This is a genomic window from Nitrospira sp. Ecomares 2.1 (genome assembly GCF_965152585.1).
On record NZ_OZ224219.1, the window covers coordinates 765,155 to 780,267 of the forward strand.

The window sequence follows — 15,113 nt, forward strand, 5'->3', positions numbered from 1 at the left end:
GCGCAACTCCCCCGTCGTATCAACGGCACCGGAACGAGTAGGCAACCTACTACTGACATACCGCTGAGTCCGGTATGTTCCACCCATTACAGACTTCCTTCATGGATAAGCCCATAGAACAAGAGCCATCAAATTTCGTCAGGCAGTTGCTGGGAGTTGGCTGGAACAGAAGATCCAGTTGCTCCTTCGGGACGCATTCCAGTTCTGCGTTTAGAACCAGACCCGTACCATTGTATGTATAGCCGTGACAGCCAAACCCTCTCCATTGCCATGCGACCGGAGTTAAAGTCCTCCACAGAAACACTGAGTATTGCTTGCTAGCAGCTGCAAAAGCTGGCTTGTAAGTTGAAGACCCCTCCTTGGGAAAGTGCCATTTCCCTGACTCAAAAAGCTGGCCGAGAGTTACGAGTAACCCGTAGTTCGTAGCGATGGTCGTCTGATTGTTGCCGTTCCCATTTACGGCATCTTGGAAGTTACCCTGAAGGTCCCCGGCGAGTTTGACATAATCTTCTGACAGGCTCCCATCCATGCCCAATTCTGTACCCGCATCTATCGCCGATGCCAAAAACTTGGTAATGATTTCAGCGGCAGCCCTTTCGGTGCCAATACCTATAGCATCGACAACCGCGGAAAACATGTCGGAAAAAACAGCCGTGATCTTATCCGAACTATCCTGGTCAATTTCCAACTGTGTTGCGACACTCCCTAAAGTGATGGCGTTGTTTGTAAATGCATTATTCAGGAACGTGTCGATATTACTGAAATTCACGGCGACCCACCCCGCCAATCTTAGCTCTTTCACGATTTGTCTTGTGACCGCCCTCCAGGCATGCTTCTTCACGCCTTTGGGTCGATTCTTCGGTTTTTGGAGATGATCAGCATAATCGTCGAGACTTTCCTGCGAATATCGGCTGTAGAAGTACCTGATTGGGTGTGCCAGTGGTGTAGCCCAGGCCTCGGGGATTTTATTGTAGGCCGTCAGTTCATCACCCGTGAACTGCGGAAATGGCGCAACGGTTGGTGCCCACTTCCCGGCAGTATACTTATACGTATCAATACCTCTTACACCACGTCCGATCAGGACTGCCTGGTCGTTCCCAATCGCATTCCCTGTGTGGATAGTGGCGTAATATTCGGCCGCGTCCCAGCCATTACTATTAGCCCAAGACGGCCCGTCGGGTAACCGACTCCACATCTCCACCGGCCAGCCATTATAGCTATAGGCGACCAAGCCCTCCGCGCCCCGGGCGAGTAGTTCCGCTTTACCATCACCATCCAGATCTCCCGTTTGGATGGTCAGGTAAGAGGATGCCGCATCCCAGCCATTACTGTTCGTCCAAGACGGCCCGTCGAGTAACCGACTCCACGTCTCCGCCAGCCCGCCACTATAGCTATAGGCGACCATGCCCTCCGCGCCCCGGGCGAGCAGTTCCACTCTACCATCACCATCCAGGTCTCCCGTTTGGATGGTCAGGTAAGAGGATGCCGCATCCCAGCCATTACTGTTCGTCCAAGACGGCCCGTCAGGTAACCGACTCCACGTCCCCGCCGGCCCGCCACTATAGCTATAGGCGACCATGCCCTCCACGCCCCGGGCGAGCAGTTCCGCCTTGCCATCACCATCCAGATCTCCCGTTTGGATGGTCAGGTAAGAGGATGCCGCATCCCAGCCATTACTGTTCGTCCAAGACGGCCCGTCGGGTAACCGACTCCACGTCCCCGCCGGCCCGCCACTATAGCTATAGGCGACCATGCCCTCCGCGCCCCGGGCGAGCAGTTCCGCCTTGCCATCACCATCCAGGTCTCCCGTTTGGATGGTCAGGTAAGAGGATGCCGCGTCCCAGCCATTACTGTTCGTCCAAGACGGCCCGTCGGGTAACGGACTCCATACACCTAAGTCCTTGCTGAACGCATACGCCACGATCCCTGATGAACATCGGCCCAGCAGCTCGGCCTGGCCATCGCCGTCAAGGTCTGCCATTTGAATCGTGGAATAGCATGACGGGTCATCCCAGCCCAGGGTGTTCGACCACACCGGCAACGTAAATGCCGCCTTGCTTTCACCAGCTGCTAGAGATATCACCCCAATAATTATTCCGCTAACCAACCACCTGGGTAGGAACTCCAACCTTGATCCCTTAAATTTTCCACAGGGAGATTTCATGGTTCCTTCTCCTTCATTACATATATGATAAATACACCATGCGGATCTCTTGAGTATTCTCATCAAATGATTACCGATGAATCCACGCCCGATCCGCCTGGATGGCATTCTGATCCATTAAAATTGTCGGGGGACCTTAGGCTATCCCTAAAACAAAAAAGATTCAAGTCATTTCTCACGAGGACATTTTTGGGTTTCATCTTCGGCATGGGATCGCTGGGGAGCGGACGAGATTGGGAGGATCGACTTATACTGCTTGAACGTCGTGGGACACATCCTTATTTACTTGATTCTGTTTCAACCTCAGCCTATCCTAGGTTTTTCTAGTTTTTGATTTCTAATACGTGAGGTGGATCATGAACAGGCTCGCACGAGTTTTATCCTTGTTCTTTCTTTTTGCCTATACCCCTTTGGCTTTTGGCGGTGACGATGACGAAGTCTTATTTTATGTGCACAATAAAACCTCAACTCCAGTGTATGCGACGCTTTGGGAAGAAACGGGCATACATGTGAATGACCAGGAAATTCAGCCTGGTGCAGAGCCGAAAGTTTTTACTCACAAACAAGTGGTGCCGCCTTTCGGCAGAGATACCAAGGATTTTCATTTATTGATAACCCTGCGAAAAGGGCAAACCATGCCGGATAGTCACAATGCGTGCTTTGGCCATGTCGATGTGATCACCGAAGTCGCCGCGTTCGGATCTGAAAAGCATAATTTAACCGCGAAGGTTGAGTCTGTGAAAAATTGTTTCAAGACGGTGTCTAACACCTGTTCGGTCATCACGGAATACTACGATGATTACGATGTGTCGCATGTGGTGACGATCATTGAACCCGGCGAGTCAAAATTGGAATGCCCCAAATGACATGTCTGTGGAGAGGGAACGGTTGATGGCTCATTCATCCTTACTGATCATGATCCATACGTAATCCGGAGGGCCGTCCCATGATCTTGCATTCACCGACCATCTACTATCCGAAGAAGAGCGCGATCACACGTACTTTACGAAATCTGACTGGTGGGTTCGTCATTCTCGTATCCGTCATTCTTGTGTGCCTAATTATGACTGATGGCAATGCGAGGGCAGATCTCACTGAATACATCTATTTTAGAGAATTCAGTTTCGGAGGGGATCTCGGTATGGTGACCACGACCCTCACGTTCTTTGCCGACCCAGACAAGGAGACATCCCCTATCCCGGATTTCACCGACAGTCGTTTGAATTTTTCCTGGAACATTCGTCGGAATCAAGCCATGCCGGGAATTGATATCACGCCTGCTCCATGTTCATCGGGCTGTCAGTTCGATCTCACCGACCCCACATCGGATGCTAATTTAAATTTCAGCCTTGGCTCCGGTACTATCTACACGATAGGCGCGCAAAAAATAATCCTTACGGAACTAAGAATAGGTCCAACAGAAGGGAATAGGCCGCTCCTGTTTCTGGGGAATCCTGACCTGCGCCCACCTCTACAGACCTCAGCCCTCGGTACCAAAGGGCGTTGGACAGCGATACCTGCTGGTTCGTTGCCAGGATCAAGTTCGCAGCCCATTCCTGAACCTGATACGGCGTGGTTGATGCTCACGGGACTCTTTGGCTTTGGAACCTATGTCTACTGGAGCCGATCTATCCGTCGCCTTTTCAAGAAAACATGGTGAAAAACCTGCAAGTTACTTAGAAGTTCTAGCTGGTTCCGGGACTTTCATCTTTAAAAGAAATGCAGAATGCCTTCATTTTTGCATCCGCTTTTTGCGGAAGTCGTTCGCTTCGATTGAGGAAGAACCCTTCATTCATCTCTGTCGTGGTTGCCATCCAACGTGCCTCAACTCATAATGTTGATCTTCGAACGTATGCTTCTAACCTATCTTGACAAAGGAGGATTCATGATGAATCTGAAATTTCCTGCAAGGGGTCGACGTTATTCGTTTATGATGGGCCTTGCGTTGGTCAGCATGCTGACCATGCTCTTCGGATGTCAGCAGCAGCACAGAGTCGATTCGGTTGTCATTAAACCCAATACCTGCCCGCTTCCGGAAGACTTGTCGACAGAGGATCAACATAAGGTCAAGAAATTTGGTGCGGAAATATCAGGTCTCATGTCTAGCTTGGCTGGAGGCAAGCTTGATACTGATTTACAAAGCGCCCTCCAAAAAAATTATCCGGACGCCGGAGATGTAAATCGTATTTATGCCATGAGTTATGCCGCGTGTGTCTCTTGCCGGGTCGACCCGAATGATGTGAAGGGGTGTGCGCAACGTTTCGATGACATTATTGATAATTTCACGGCGAAAGACACAGCTCCGACCCATCCGGCGAAGGGGTATCGTTCCAAACTCCTGGAGCCTTTGCGAGGCACGAAGTAGTCTCTTCCCATCCATAGGATTGGGTCTTCCGAAATCTTTTCTTTGATGTCCTCACCACTTTTTTCAGAAGGTGGGGCATCCAGTATTTTCTTGATGTGAAAACTACCGGGTATGCAATGTGTCCATTGCATCAAGGTACGGATATTCTTGAACTGACTTGCGAATAGTGATTTGAAGAGGACAAGCTCACCAATTCCTTGCAAGTTTGGCTGTTGCCGGTCACCGGAATCGGGTTCCGGAATAAGACCAGCGGAATCGCAAAGACAATCCACACACAAGACGGCTATTTTAAATTGTCGGCTAACTCGCCTGTATCGCGGGACTACACGGCTGGCAAAAAATGACGCATGTCAATCTTCTCTTGACACCAATCCATTCTCTTCGTACGTTTCACAGGCAATCTGTGATATCTGGATTAATCGTTTTCCACCCTCAAATTTCTCATAAGCCCTTTTATGGAGATTGGGCTGGTTCGAGCACATTCCCGCAGGGTCGTTCGGTCTAAGACTTCCGGTTCTGGTGCAATAGGCTTTTTGTAATCATCATGCCGACTCCATCCTCCCTCTCTGAGATTCCCATTCAATTTGCCAAAGGGGTGGGGCCCAGAAGGGCTCGCTTGCTGGAAAAATTGGGAGTACTGACATTAGAGGATGCTTTCTGGTTTTTACCCTGGCGATACGAAAACCGCTTGGAAGTGTTGCCCATCGGGAACCTTCTCCCAGGCATGAAGGCCACCATTAAAGGCAGAGTACAGAAAGTGTTGGTGAAAACCACCTCTCGAAGAGGTCTGGTCGTCGTCACAGTTACGGTGAGGGATGAGACGGGTCTTATCGAATGCGTGTTTTTTAACCAGCCCTACCTGGAGAAAACTTTTGCGCCAGGTGTCTCCTTGCTATTGACCGGTTCAGTCTTGCCCAATTCTTCCGGAAGCCTACCGATGACGATGCGCGGGCCGGAGTATGAATTGTTGGATGAGGACGAATTGCCGGACATGTCGGGGGGACGGATTGTTCCGGTCTATCATGAGACGAATGGGTTGAGCTCCAAGCAGATTCGACGAATTATTCGATTAATTTTTGACCATTATGCCGACCAGCTGCAAGAGATGTTGCCGACGGCGATGCGCATGCAACTGGGGGTCCCAACCCTTCCAGAGGCGTTACCTGTCTTACATTTTCCCAATCAGGAGCGTTCTGTGGAGGCCCTGAATCAACAGGCAACTCCCGAGCATAGGCGGTTGGCGTTTGAAGAAATGTTTCTCCTGCAATTAGCACTCGCCATGCGGCGCCAGGGGCAGACTCAGGACATTGAAGGCATCGCCTTTGCTGTTCGCAATCCGTTGGTCGAACAGCTGAAAACTGTGTTGCCTTTCTCGCTCACTTCCGCACAGGAGCGTGTGATCCAGGAAATTAGCCAGGATATGGGACGGCCAACCTGTATGAATCGCCTCCTGCAAGGAGATGTCGGGTGTGGGAAAACGGTGGTGGCTCTTCATGCCATCGTGATGGCCTGTGGGTCTGGGTATCAAGCCGCGCTGATGGCACCGACAGAAGTGTTGAGTGAGCAGCATTATTTATCGTTGTTTCCGTTGTTTGAGGCCCTAGGTATCCGTTGTCTCCTGTTGAAAGGCGGGCAAACAGGCCGCGAGCGAGGCAAAATTCTCGCAGGAATCCAGTCAGGTCATGTGCAGGTGGTGGTGGGTACACATGCGTTATTACAGCCTGATGTGAATTTTGCCAAGCTTGGGTTGGTGATTGTGGATGAGCAACACAAATTCGGCGTGCTGCAGCGCGCACAGCTTCGTGGAAAAGCGGCCTGGCATCCCGATGTGTTGGTGATGACCGCCACGCCTATTCCCAGGACCTTAGCGATGACGCTTTATGGCGATTTGGACGTGTCGGTGATTGATCAGTTTCCTCCAGGGAAAAAACCTGTAAAGACGATGTTGTTCCCGACCGGTCAACGGAAAGAAGCACATCGTGTGATGCGAAAGGAATTAGAAGCGGGGCGGCAGGCCTATGTGGTGTATCCGCTCGTTGAACCATCAGAAAAAATAGATTTGCAAGCAGCCGTTGAGGCTGCCGATCAATTACGCGAAGAATTTTCTCCCTTTCGTCTCGGTTTGTTGCATGGTCGCTTGCCTTCCCGCGAAAAGCAGATGGTCATGGCCCAATTTAAAAAGAAAGAGATTGATGTGTTGGTGGCCACCACTGTGGTCGAGGTGGGTTTGGACGTTCATAATGCGACGGTCATGCTTATTGAGCATGCGGAACGTTTCGGGCTGGCGCAACTTCACCAATTGCGTGGTCGGGTCGGGCGAGGTCTTCATCAAGGATATTGCCTTCTGATTCATGCCTTGGGAAAAATTCCGCCCTACTCTCAGCAAATGCCCATGAAACTTGAGGCGGGTCAAAAGTTTGCCAATGAGATCCTCGATAGCTCGGAAGCGAAAGCGTTCTCTCGATCAACGGCCCGTCGACGACTCGGCGTATTTGCGCAATGTGAAGATGGGTTTGCCTTGGCGGAAGAAGATTTGAAAATTCGGGGGCCTGGGCATGTTCTTGGAGTAAAGCAATGGGGAGATATCGATTTTCGTGTGGCAGATTTGGCTCGAGATACCGGGTTATTAATAAAAGCCAAGCAGATGGCAGTGGAATTATTGGAACGTGATCCTGCGTTGATCCTTCCTGAACATCACACCCTCAAGGAAACCCTTTGTCGCAAGTGGAGTGAAAAGTTGGCGTTGGGGGCTATTGGGTAAAACGAAGAGGCATGATTATTTCTGCAGTAATCCAATGAAATGAGATGAGATGAGATGATAGTGAAAGGGTTAATCCTACGTAGAAGATAGGAATCCTATCTGGATTGACCTGTCAGGAGGTTCATGGTAGATATCTCATGCCAAACTATCATTGCCCGGATGGCGGAACTGGCAGACGCGCCGGACTCAAAATCCGGTTCTTTCACGAGAGTGGGAGTTCGACCCTCCCTCCGGGCACCAGCATAACTTCTGTAAGATATTTTTGTGACATGGATAAAGTAAAATTCATCATAGGTTACATATCGGATTCGGGTGATATTCATCAGGGGTAATTCGAGTATGGAGACCGGAGAATTGGTGTCAAATATTGACTTGACAGGGGCTACCGCCTTGACTATAGTTGGTGCCCTTGATCCTGAAATAAAATCGTATATTTGTATTAGTTCGTTTTTTTGATTATTAACTCACACTTCCAAGGAGGAGCCACATGCGGAAGGTAGGGTATTTTGGATTAGCAATGATTTTTGCAGGCTCGGTCAGCGTGGCGGTGGCGCAAGAGCGTCAACCACAGCATGTAGGGTATGGTACAGGTGTCGGGGAATCCCAGGGTGTAGGTGACAGGTCACGGGTGATGGACCAAGACGATATGTTACGGTATCTCTCGGCGAATGAGACCATTCAGGGAGAAGTTATGGCCATTGATCTGTCAAGCCACAAGTTGTACCTCATTAAAGGAGGGAGTTCGCAGGATGAACGGCAGACCCTCAGAGGGTCTTTGAACATCATGACCCTGTATTTAGACGACAAGACGAATTATGAGAATTTGAAGGCAATTGGTAAGGGCGACTATGTAACCGTTCAAGCGGAGAACGAGACAACAGAGACCCAAAAATATGGAACGGGTCGAAAGTTAGTTCGTGATGTGTATGTATTAGACGGGAGTCAATTGCTAGGAGGGATCGACAACCCCAACTTTAAGGGCGGGTTTGGTCAAGGGCCTGATCCTAACATGGCACAGGGTCAAAATATTATGAATGACAGCATGACTGGTGTTCCTGCTGGGGCCGTTCAGCCAGGATCAGTAGCTTCTGGCATCGTGAGTGAGCTTGGTGTGATGACCGGTGCTGCTCCTTGCTGGCAATGTGCCCCTCAACCTACAACTGTCAATGAAAAGACGGACAAAACCGTTGCGACGGACTACGGAGATGATCGCAAGAACTATAACAAGGGGACTGTTCAATAGGTTCCTGGTTATAAAATTGTTTTGTGCTTGAAAAGAGCGTGCCGGGCAATATCCGGCACGCTCTTTTATTATTTAGGTAATCATTCGAAGAAAGTACGATTCTGTTAATAAGCTGACGGCGGGAGAAGATTGAGTGAACATGGAAGAATTGGATCTTCGAGGTGTGATTTGTCCGTACAATTTCGTGAAGACGAAGCTTAAGCTGGAATCTTTAGAAGTCGGGTCCCAATTGAGAGTGTTGTTGGATGAAGGCGAACCAATTCGAAATGTCCCTCAAAGTATTACCAATGAGGGTCACCAGATCCTTAAACAGGAAAAAGTTGAACACTATTACCTTGTGGTTATTCAGAAGGTAGGTGTGTGATGGGCGCTCGAGCTAGTACTTTCGGGTTCTGGTTCAAATTGCCTTTTACTTCGTTGAGGTACCCCTTGAATTAAAAGCGTTATTTCTCCTTTTATTGATTTTGCTTTTAACTGTTGAGTCACTTCTTCTATTTCCCCTCGCAGTATTTCTTCGTTGATTTTTGTCAGTTCTCGTGTCAATACGATGTTTCTGTTTCCCATGACAGTAGTGATGACCTGTAATGTTTTAAGAATCCGATGCTGGGTTTCAAAGACAATAATGGTTCCTTTCTCTTCTTTAAGATTTTGAAAAAATTTTTCCCTTGCCCCTGGTTTTCTTGGAACAAATCCCTCAAAGATAAATCGATCCGTTGGTAGGCCTGACACACATAATGCCGTAAGAACAGAGGAAGGTCCTGGAATTGGAATAAGTGGAATGTTTGCCTTGATGGCCTGACGAACCAGATAAAAACCTGGATCAGAAATAAGAGGAGTTCCGGCATCGCACACCAATGCAACCGAACTTCCTTCCTGGAGACGATGGAGGAGAATTTCGGTTTTCTCCTCCTTATTGAAATCGTGGTAACTGGTGAGTGGTGTGCCGATATGATAATAGGTGCAGAGTTTTTGTGTACGCCGAGTGTCCTCAGCTGCAATAATGGCCACTTCTTTTAGAATGCGGATAGCCCGAAAGGTCATATCTTCCAGATTACCGATAGGAGTGCTGACAATATAGAGTGTTCCGGTCATGGTGTAGGGAATATGATGTAAGGCAAGGTTGAGATGGTACTGGGTGAGTCTGCCATTGTCCAGAAAGGTTCAGTCCTACTTGCCTCGTCCCTTTGTTTCAATATGAAATGGCATGAATGGATGGATAACTGACGACCATAGATTGCAGGACAGGTAGCTTTGGGTTCGGGATGTGGATGATTTGAAATATCAGGATATTCTTCGGGTGATTTCAACCTCCTTATTATCAAATTTCGTTGTTACCCATATGCTCATTCACGACCATGGACTATCGTCATTGAATCATCGGTCTTTGGGCGGCTTGGTGTCACAGATTATTGGCGTATTGTATCCCCAAACATGGCTTTTTAGGGTTTAAGTCCTGGCGTTAGAAGTCGCCTCCTTAACATTACGATGAACGCTAATTGCCACCGTGATAGGGTATCTTCATGGTCAGGCAGGGAATCGAAGAAGCTGCCGCCAGCCTTTTGGTTTTCCCTAATGAATTTCGTGAAATCGTGATTAGTGCGATTCCTATAAATAGAATGGCGGAAGACGAGAATATTGCAGCGTTGTCATAAATTTTTGATAGGAGGCTAGTGTGATCGGGCAAGCTTAAAACCTTTGTGGTGGATCTTCCCCCAGCACTGCATAAGTTATGTTGGGGGAATTCTGGTTTTCCTTATATAGATGAATGGTAACTCGTTGATTTTCTTGACCTTCTATAGAGCCAGATCTATACTCGACATGGGTTTCTCTGCATGCTTCTTTACTAGGATATTCAATGCCTGAATTGCTGCCATTTCTCACCATGGGCTTTTATTTTGGAGGCACGCTCCTTTTCCTTTTATATCTCTGGCATCGTTCTGATGTCATCGCCAAAATTTCACTTGTGGCCACGGGATTAGGGTTTTTCTCTCATACTTCGGCGCTTATTATGGCTCTGGTATCGACGGGGCATATCCCTATTATGACCTTTAAGGATGCGATGTCATTTTTTGCCTGGGGGTTAGTGCTGGTTTTTTTGGTGGTTGGCCTAAAAAGGGGTTTAGCGGTGTTGGGCGCATTTATCCTTCCCTTGGCATTTCTGTCTCTCGTTTCGGCAACTCTTGCGCCTCAGTCATCTGGCACTCTTGCCCCGGTTTTTCAGACGGTCTGGGTGCATGTGACCCTGAGTATTTTGGGTACCATCGGATTTGCTGTGGCCTTCGTGGCTGGGTTGATGTATGTGATGCAGGAGCGCCTTTTGAAGTCCAAGCAATTTAATGTGTTATCTTTCAAGCTCCCGCCGCTGGATTTTTTGGATTCATTAAATCAACGATCTATCCTTTTTGGGTTTCCCCTATTAACCTTGGGAATCCTGACAGGGGCAGTTTCCGCTCAATTGACGATTGGTTCATATTTAAGTTGGAACTCTGAGCAAATTTGGGCGCTTATTACCTGGTTTTTTTATTTCGCGGTCTTGATGGGAAGAGTGACGGCCGGATGGAGGGCGAAAAAGGCCGCCTATCTAACCATTGTGGGATTTGCCGGAGTAATTTTAACTTTTGTTGGCATCCTTATCAAAAGTCCGCAACCGATGTCACCGCTATGAATATTATCGTGTTAGGCCTCAATCATCGGACGGCTTCTGTTGAACTTCGTGAACTTTTGGCTATCCAGGATAGCCGGATGGGAGAGGCGTTAGGACGGCTCATGGCTTATTCAGGTATTAAAGAAGCCATGTATCTGGGGACCTGTAACCGGGTTGAAGTGTATGCCGTCGTGGAAAATGGTGAATGGGGCTTTCGTCAATTAGAAGATTTTTTGGTCTCAACCCATTTCTCCTTATCCTCCGAGGATTTACTCCCTCACCTGTATCGATACAGTGAGGATGAAGCTATCGCGCATTTGTTTCGTGTGTCGGCGAGTTTAGATTCCATGGTCGTGGGAGAACCCCAGGTTCTAGGGCAGGTCAAGGAAGCCTATGAGTTGGCTTTGACTCATCGTTCCTCCGGAGTCATTCTTAATAAGGTCGTCAAGAAGGCGATTTCGGTTGGCAAAAGTGTTCGGACGAATACGCGGATTGGGGAATATGCGGTTTCCGTCAGCTATGCCGCTGTGGAATTAGCCAAAAAAGTTTTTTCGAATCTGAAGCAACGAGTCGTATTATTAGTGGGGGCAGGGGAGATGGGAAAATTGGCGGCCCAACACCTGGTGAATCAGGGTGTGAAGGAGGTCCTCATTACGAATCGGAATCATCATCGTGCTTTTGCACTGGCCGAACGCTTCCATGGACAGGCGGTTCCGTATGAACAGCTTCGAAGCACGCTTCCCAAAGTGGATATTGTGATTTGCGCCACCGGTGCTCCCCACTATGTCATTACCAAAGATGATATCGAGATGGCAGTGTATCATCGAATGAACCGACCAATGTTTTTGATTGATATCACCGTTCCTCGAAATATTGATCCGGCGGTCAAGGATGTTGATAACGCCTATGTGTTTGACATTGATGATCTCAAGGCCCATGTGGGGCATAATCAGGAAGAACGACTGAAAGAAGCTGAAACCGCCGAGTCCATGGTGAGAGAAGAAGTCGGCAGCATGGTGGCCTGGGTTCGCGGACTGGAGGCAACCCCCACTATAGTGGCCCTGAGAAAAAAAGCGGAAGAGATCAAGCGGGGGGAGTTGGAGAAAGTCTTCGGTCGTTTGGGGGAATTGTCGCCGAAGGAGCGGGCTGCCATTGAAGGGCTGGCCTCCGCAATTGTGAATAAATTACTGCATGGTCCGGTCGTGACCTTAAAAACCGAAGCGCAATCTCAAAATGGATTTGCGTTTATTGAAGCCGCTCGCCGGTTTTTTGAACTGCGGGAACGGGAGATTCACTCTGAAGAGGTCCAGCTTCTAGAAGATGAGACGGGTGATGGCGTCAGTGGGGAGCCCCTGCCGCAAAAGGATGGCATGTGAATCAGACGGATAGTCGAGCACGATCGACGCTCATCGTGGGAACACGAGGAAGCCAATTAGCCATATGGCAAGCTGAATGGGTGCAACGCCAGCTCAAAGCCCTTGCTCCGGATATTTCTGTCATTCTGAAGCGCATCCAAACCAGTGGGGATAAAATTCAAGATGTACCTTTGGCCAAAATTGGAGGAAAGGGGCTGTTTGTTAAAGAAATAGAAGAAGCTTTGCTGAGACAAGATATTGATCTAGCGGTGCATAGCATGAAAGACGTGCCTTCAGAGTTACCTGAAGGACTGGAGATTGTTTGTGTTCCCGAGCGAGAGGATCCCAGGGATGCGTTGATTGCGCATGAAGGCCATATTTTAGCCACATTGCCGGTTGGTGCACGAGTCGGAACCAGTAGTTTGCGAAGACAGGCGCAGTTGTTACATGCGCGTCCGGATCTTGAGATTGCGATGTTGCGTGGGAATGTTGATACCCGACTTCGCAAGGTTCGCGAAGGTCATTATGATGCCATTATTCTTGCCGCCTCAGGCCTCAAGCGCTTGGGTTGGGATCAAGAGGTGACGGAGTATTTGTCCGTGGATGTGAGTGTGCCGGCAATTGGGCAAGGTTCGTTAGGTCTGGAAGGACGAAAAGATGATATCTGGGTTCGAGATCTGGTTGGGCAGTTTGAACATCGGTCCACCAGGATTGCGGTTACTGCTGAACGAGCATTGCTTGCAGGTCTTGAAGGCGGATGTCAGGTTCCAATTGCAGGTTATGCGACTATCCACGGGGACACGTTGACTCTTGTGGGGTTGGTTGCCAGTCTTGATGGGAAACGATATATCCGTCAGGTGCTATCGGGGCCAAATGGGGAGGCTGCTTCAATTGGCACGAGGGTGGCTGAACAACTGTTGGATGGGGGGGCGAAGCCCATTCTCCAGGAAATTTATGGGATGGCATGACCAAATCAGTTCCAAATCATGGTCGGGTTTTTTTAGTAGGAGCTGGGCCCGGAGATGCCAAGTTGCTGACCTTACGGGGGAGGGAATGTTTAGAGCAGGCGGATGTGGTGCTCTACGATCACCTGGCTAATCCGGAGTTGTTGAAATTTGCCCCTTCTCATGCCGAGTGTATTTATGTCGGGCGAAAAGGGCGTGGGGTTTACCGAGATCAGGCAGAGATTCATGTCTTGTTGGTGAGGAAGGCTCAAGAAGGTAAGTGTGTTGTGCGACTCAAGGGTGGGGATCCTTTTGTGTTTGGCCGTGGAGGTGAAGAAGCCGAAGTGGTTGCTGACGCAGGGATCCCATTCGAAGTTGTGCCTGGAGTGACCGCTGCCGTGGCTGTGCCGGCTTATGCTGGTATTCCCGTGACGCACCGGACTCTCGCCTCGACGGTCGCATTTGTGACCGGCCATGAAGATCCGACGAAACCATCGAGTGCGATGGAATGGCCGCGTCTCGCTTCGGCTGAAGGGACCCTGGTATTTTTAATGGGCATGAAAAATCTTCCGCAGATTGTGGCCCGGCTCATTCAAGAAGGCAAGCCTGCGACGACTCCCGTGGCGGTGATCAGGTGGGGGACCTATGCTCGTCAACGAACAGTGGTGGGTACCTTATCCGACATTGTGGGATTAGCCTCTCGGGCAGATATGAGTCCGCCATCCGTGATTGTTGTGGGTGAAGTCGTTCGGTTGCGTGAACGACTGAACTGGCATGAATCAAGGCCTCTGTTTGGACAAGGTGTCTTAGTGACCAGACCTCGTGCCCAGGCCCCGGCTCTTTCAAACTTGTTGGCGGGGCAGGGGGCGGAACCGGTGGAATGTCCAACGTTGGAGATTCATCCTCCTGATAGTTGGTCTCCTGTGGATGAGGCGATTGCTGCCATTTCGACATACGATTGGGTGATCTTTACGAGTGTGAATGGTGTGCAATCATTTATAAAACGTCTCTGGTTTCATCATAAAGATGTAAGGAGTTTGGCTGGAATCCGTGTGTGTTGTATTGGTCCTCGGACGCGGGAAGAGGCTGCTCGTTGGGGGATTGCATCGGATCTGGTTCCTCAGGATTTTCAGGCAGAAGGAATTTTGCAGGCGCTCGGCGGGTTGGGGGTCTCCGGTCAACGGGTTTTGATTCCTCGAGCCAAAGTGGCACGCGAGATTCTCCCTGACCAGTTGGAAGCCATGGGTGCCACGGTTCATGTGGTTCATGCCTATCAAGCGCTCCCTCCTTCGGTCGATATTGGCCTTCTTCGCGATCGCCTTCGCAATAGGGAAATTCAATATGTGACCTTTACCAGTTCTTCCACGGTGAGGAATTTTTGTCAGTTGTTTGAGAATCGCCAAGAATTGCAGGAATTAACCCGGCATTTGATCGTGGCGGTCATTGGCCCGATCACAGCTCAAACCGTTCAGGAAGAAGGGTTGTCGGTGGATGTCATGGCGTTGGAGAGTACGGTTCCGGCGTTGGTCGATGCCATAATCATTCATGCCCAGCAAGCTCCGAAGGATACGCGATTGGTCTCGTCTTCATAATTATTCTATGGTGGAGGAAGTTTCAGACACCACGTTTTGTTAACC

Annotated in this window: 13 protein-coding genes and 1 tRNA gene; 12 read left to right on the plus strand and 2 right to left on the minus strand. The window is 49.4% G+C overall.

Annotation, left to right across the window (positions count from 1 at the left end; genetic code table 11):
* Window positions 1–49: 49 nt before the first annotated feature.
* Window positions 50–2,164 carry an FG-GAP repeat domain-containing protein gene (locus ACWHYD_RS03625; protein ID WP_447964557.1) on the minus strand — a complete coding sequence of 705 codons (2,115 nt, stop codon included), beginning with the start codon at window positions 2,162–2,164 and terminating at the stop codon, window positions 50–52.
* A gap of 356 nt (window positions 2,165–2,520) precedes the next feature.
* Between ACWHYD_RS03625 and ACWHYD_RS03630 the strand changes: the two genes are divergently transcribed.
* The 7 genes from ACWHYD_RS03630 to ACWHYD_RS03660 all read left to right on the plus strand — a co-directional run bounded on the left by ACWHYD_RS03630 (window position 2,521) and on the right by ACWHYD_RS03660 (window position 8,897).
* Window positions 2,521–3,030, plus strand: a complete 510-nt coding sequence (locus tag ACWHYD_RS03630; protein ID WP_447964558.1) for a hypothetical protein — start codon at window positions 2,521–2,523, stop codon at window positions 3,028–3,030.
* 80 nt (window positions 3,031–3,110) lie between these two features.
* Complete coding sequence (locus tag ACWHYD_RS03635; RefSeq protein WP_447964559.1) at window positions 3,111–3,824, plus strand: hypothetical protein; 714 nt, start codon at window positions 3,111–3,113, stop codon at window positions 3,822–3,824.
* 225 nt (window positions 3,825–4,049) lie between these two features.
* Window positions 4,050–4,529: a hypothetical protein gene (locus ACWHYD_RS03640; protein ID WP_447964560.1), complete on the plus strand. Its 480-nt coding sequence runs from the start codon at window positions 4,050–4,052 to the stop codon at window positions 4,527–4,529.
* A 544-nt stretch (window positions 4,530–5,073) separates the two neighbouring features.
* Window positions 5,074–7,290, plus strand: a complete 2,217-nt coding sequence (gene recG / locus ACWHYD_RS03645) for an ATP-dependent DNA helicase RecG (RefSeq protein WP_447964561.1) — start codon at window positions 5,074–5,076, stop codon at window positions 7,288–7,290.
* 153 nt (window positions 7,291–7,443) lie between these two features.
* A tRNA-Leu gene (locus tag ACWHYD_RS03650) sits at window positions 7,444–7,530 on the plus strand.
* A gap of 247 nt (window positions 7,531–7,777) precedes the next feature.
* Complete coding sequence (locus ACWHYD_RS03655; RefSeq protein ID WP_447964562.1) at window positions 7,778–8,533, plus strand: hypothetical protein; 756 nt, start codon at window positions 7,778–7,780, stop codon at window positions 8,531–8,533.
* A 139-nt stretch (window positions 8,534–8,672) separates the two neighbouring features.
* On the plus strand, window positions 8,673–8,897 hold the full coding sequence (locus ACWHYD_RS03660) for a sulfurtransferase TusA family protein (protein WP_447965819.1): 225 nt from the start codon (window positions 8,673–8,675) through the stop codon (window positions 8,895–8,897).
* Here ACWHYD_RS03660 and rsmI read toward each other — a convergent pair.
* Window positions 8,879–9,625, minus strand: a complete 747-nt coding sequence (rsmI, locus tag ACWHYD_RS03665; protein WP_447964563.1) for a 16S rRNA (cytidine(1402)-2'-O)-methyltransferase — start codon at window positions 9,623–9,625, stop codon at window positions 8,879–8,881. The two genes, ACWHYD_RS03660 and rsmI, sit on opposite strands and share 19 nt — an antisense overlap.
* A 428-nt stretch (window positions 9,626–10,053) precedes the next feature.
* Here rsmI and ACWHYD_RS03670 point away from each other — a divergent pair, with 428 nt between their 5' ends.
* The 5 genes from ACWHYD_RS03670 (at window position 10,054) to cobA (ending at window position 15,068) form a co-directional block, all read left to right on the plus strand.
* Window positions 10,054–10,185 carry a hypothetical protein gene (locus ACWHYD_RS03670; RefSeq protein WP_447964564.1) on the plus strand — a complete coding sequence of 44 codons (132 nt, stop codon included), beginning with the start codon at window positions 10,054–10,056 and terminating at the stop codon, window positions 10,183–10,185.
* Between the two features lie 203 nt (window positions 10,186–10,388).
* The gene (locus tag ACWHYD_RS03675) at window positions 10,389–11,198 is read left to right on the plus strand and encodes a cytochrome C assembly family protein (protein WP_447964565.1); all 810 of its coding nucleotides are present in this window, start codon (window positions 10,389–10,391) and stop codon (window positions 11,196–11,198) included.
* Complete coding sequence (gene hemA, locus ACWHYD_RS03680; protein ID WP_447964566.1) at window positions 11,195–12,553, plus strand: glutamyl-tRNA reductase; 1,359 nt, start codon at window positions 11,195–11,197, stop codon at window positions 12,551–12,553. Before ACWHYD_RS03675 ends, hemA begins: the two co-directional genes overlap by 4 nt.
* Window positions 12,550–13,500, plus strand: coding sequence for a hydroxymethylbilane synthase (gene hemC / locus ACWHYD_RS03685; RefSeq protein WP_447964567.1), 951 nt, complete (start codon window positions 12,550–12,552; stop codon window positions 13,498–13,500). The genes hemA and hemC overlap by 4 nt, the downstream gene beginning before the upstream one ends.
* Window positions 13,497–15,068 carry a uroporphyrinogen-III C-methyltransferase gene (gene cobA, locus ACWHYD_RS03690; RefSeq protein WP_447964568.1) on the plus strand — a complete coding sequence of 524 codons (1,572 nt, stop codon included), beginning with the start codon at window positions 13,497–13,499 and terminating at the stop codon, window positions 15,066–15,068. Before hemC ends, cobA begins: the two co-directional genes overlap by 4 nt.
* Window positions 15,069–15,113: the final 45 nt, after the last annotated feature.

Bases quoted from the DNA above. Each gene is read 5' to 3' on its own strand.
- ACWHYD_RS03625 (WP_447964557.1), bottom strand. From the start codon at position 2,164: ATGAAATCTCCCTGTGGAAAATTTAAGGGATCAAGGTTGGAGTTCCTA.
- ACWHYD_RS03630 (WP_447964558.1), top strand. From the start codon at position 2,521: ATGAACAGGCTCGCACGAGTTTTATCCTTGTTCTTTCTTTTTGCCTAT.
- ACWHYD_RS03635 (WP_447964559.1), top strand. From the start codon at position 3,111: ATGATCTTGCATTCACCGACCATCTACTATCCGAAGAAGAGCGCGATC.
- ACWHYD_RS03640 (WP_447964560.1), top strand. From the start codon at position 4,050: ATGATGAATCTGAAATTTCCTGCAAGGGGTCGACGTTATTCGTTTATG.
- recG (WP_447964561.1), top strand. From the start codon at position 5,074: ATGCCGACTCCATCCTCCCTCTCTGAGATTCCCATTCAATTTGCCAAA.
- ACWHYD_RS03655 (WP_447964562.1), top strand. From the start codon at position 7,778: ATGCGGAAGGTAGGGTATTTTGGATTAGCAATGATTTTTGCAGGCTCG.
- ACWHYD_RS03660 (WP_447965819.1), top strand. From the start codon at position 8,673: ATGGAAGAATTGGATCTTCGAGGTGTGATTTGTCCGTACAATTTCGTG.
- rsmI (WP_447964563.1), bottom strand. From the start codon at position 9,625: ATGACCGGAACACTCTATATTGTCAGCACTCCTATCGGTAATCTGGAA.
- ACWHYD_RS03670 (WP_447964564.1), top strand. From the start codon at position 10,054: ATGGTCAGGCAGGGAATCGAAGAAGCTGCCGCCAGCCTTTTGGTTTTC.
- ACWHYD_RS03675 (WP_447964565.1), top strand. From the start codon at position 10,389: ATGCCTGAATTGCTGCCATTTCTCACCATGGGCTTTTATTTTGGAGGC.
- hemA (WP_447964566.1), top strand. From the start codon at position 11,195: ATGAATATTATCGTGTTAGGCCTCAATCATCGGACGGCTTCTGTTGAA.
- cobA (WP_447964568.1), top strand. From the start codon at position 13,497: ATGACCAAATCAGTTCCAAATCATGGTCGGGTTTTTTTAGTAGGAGCT.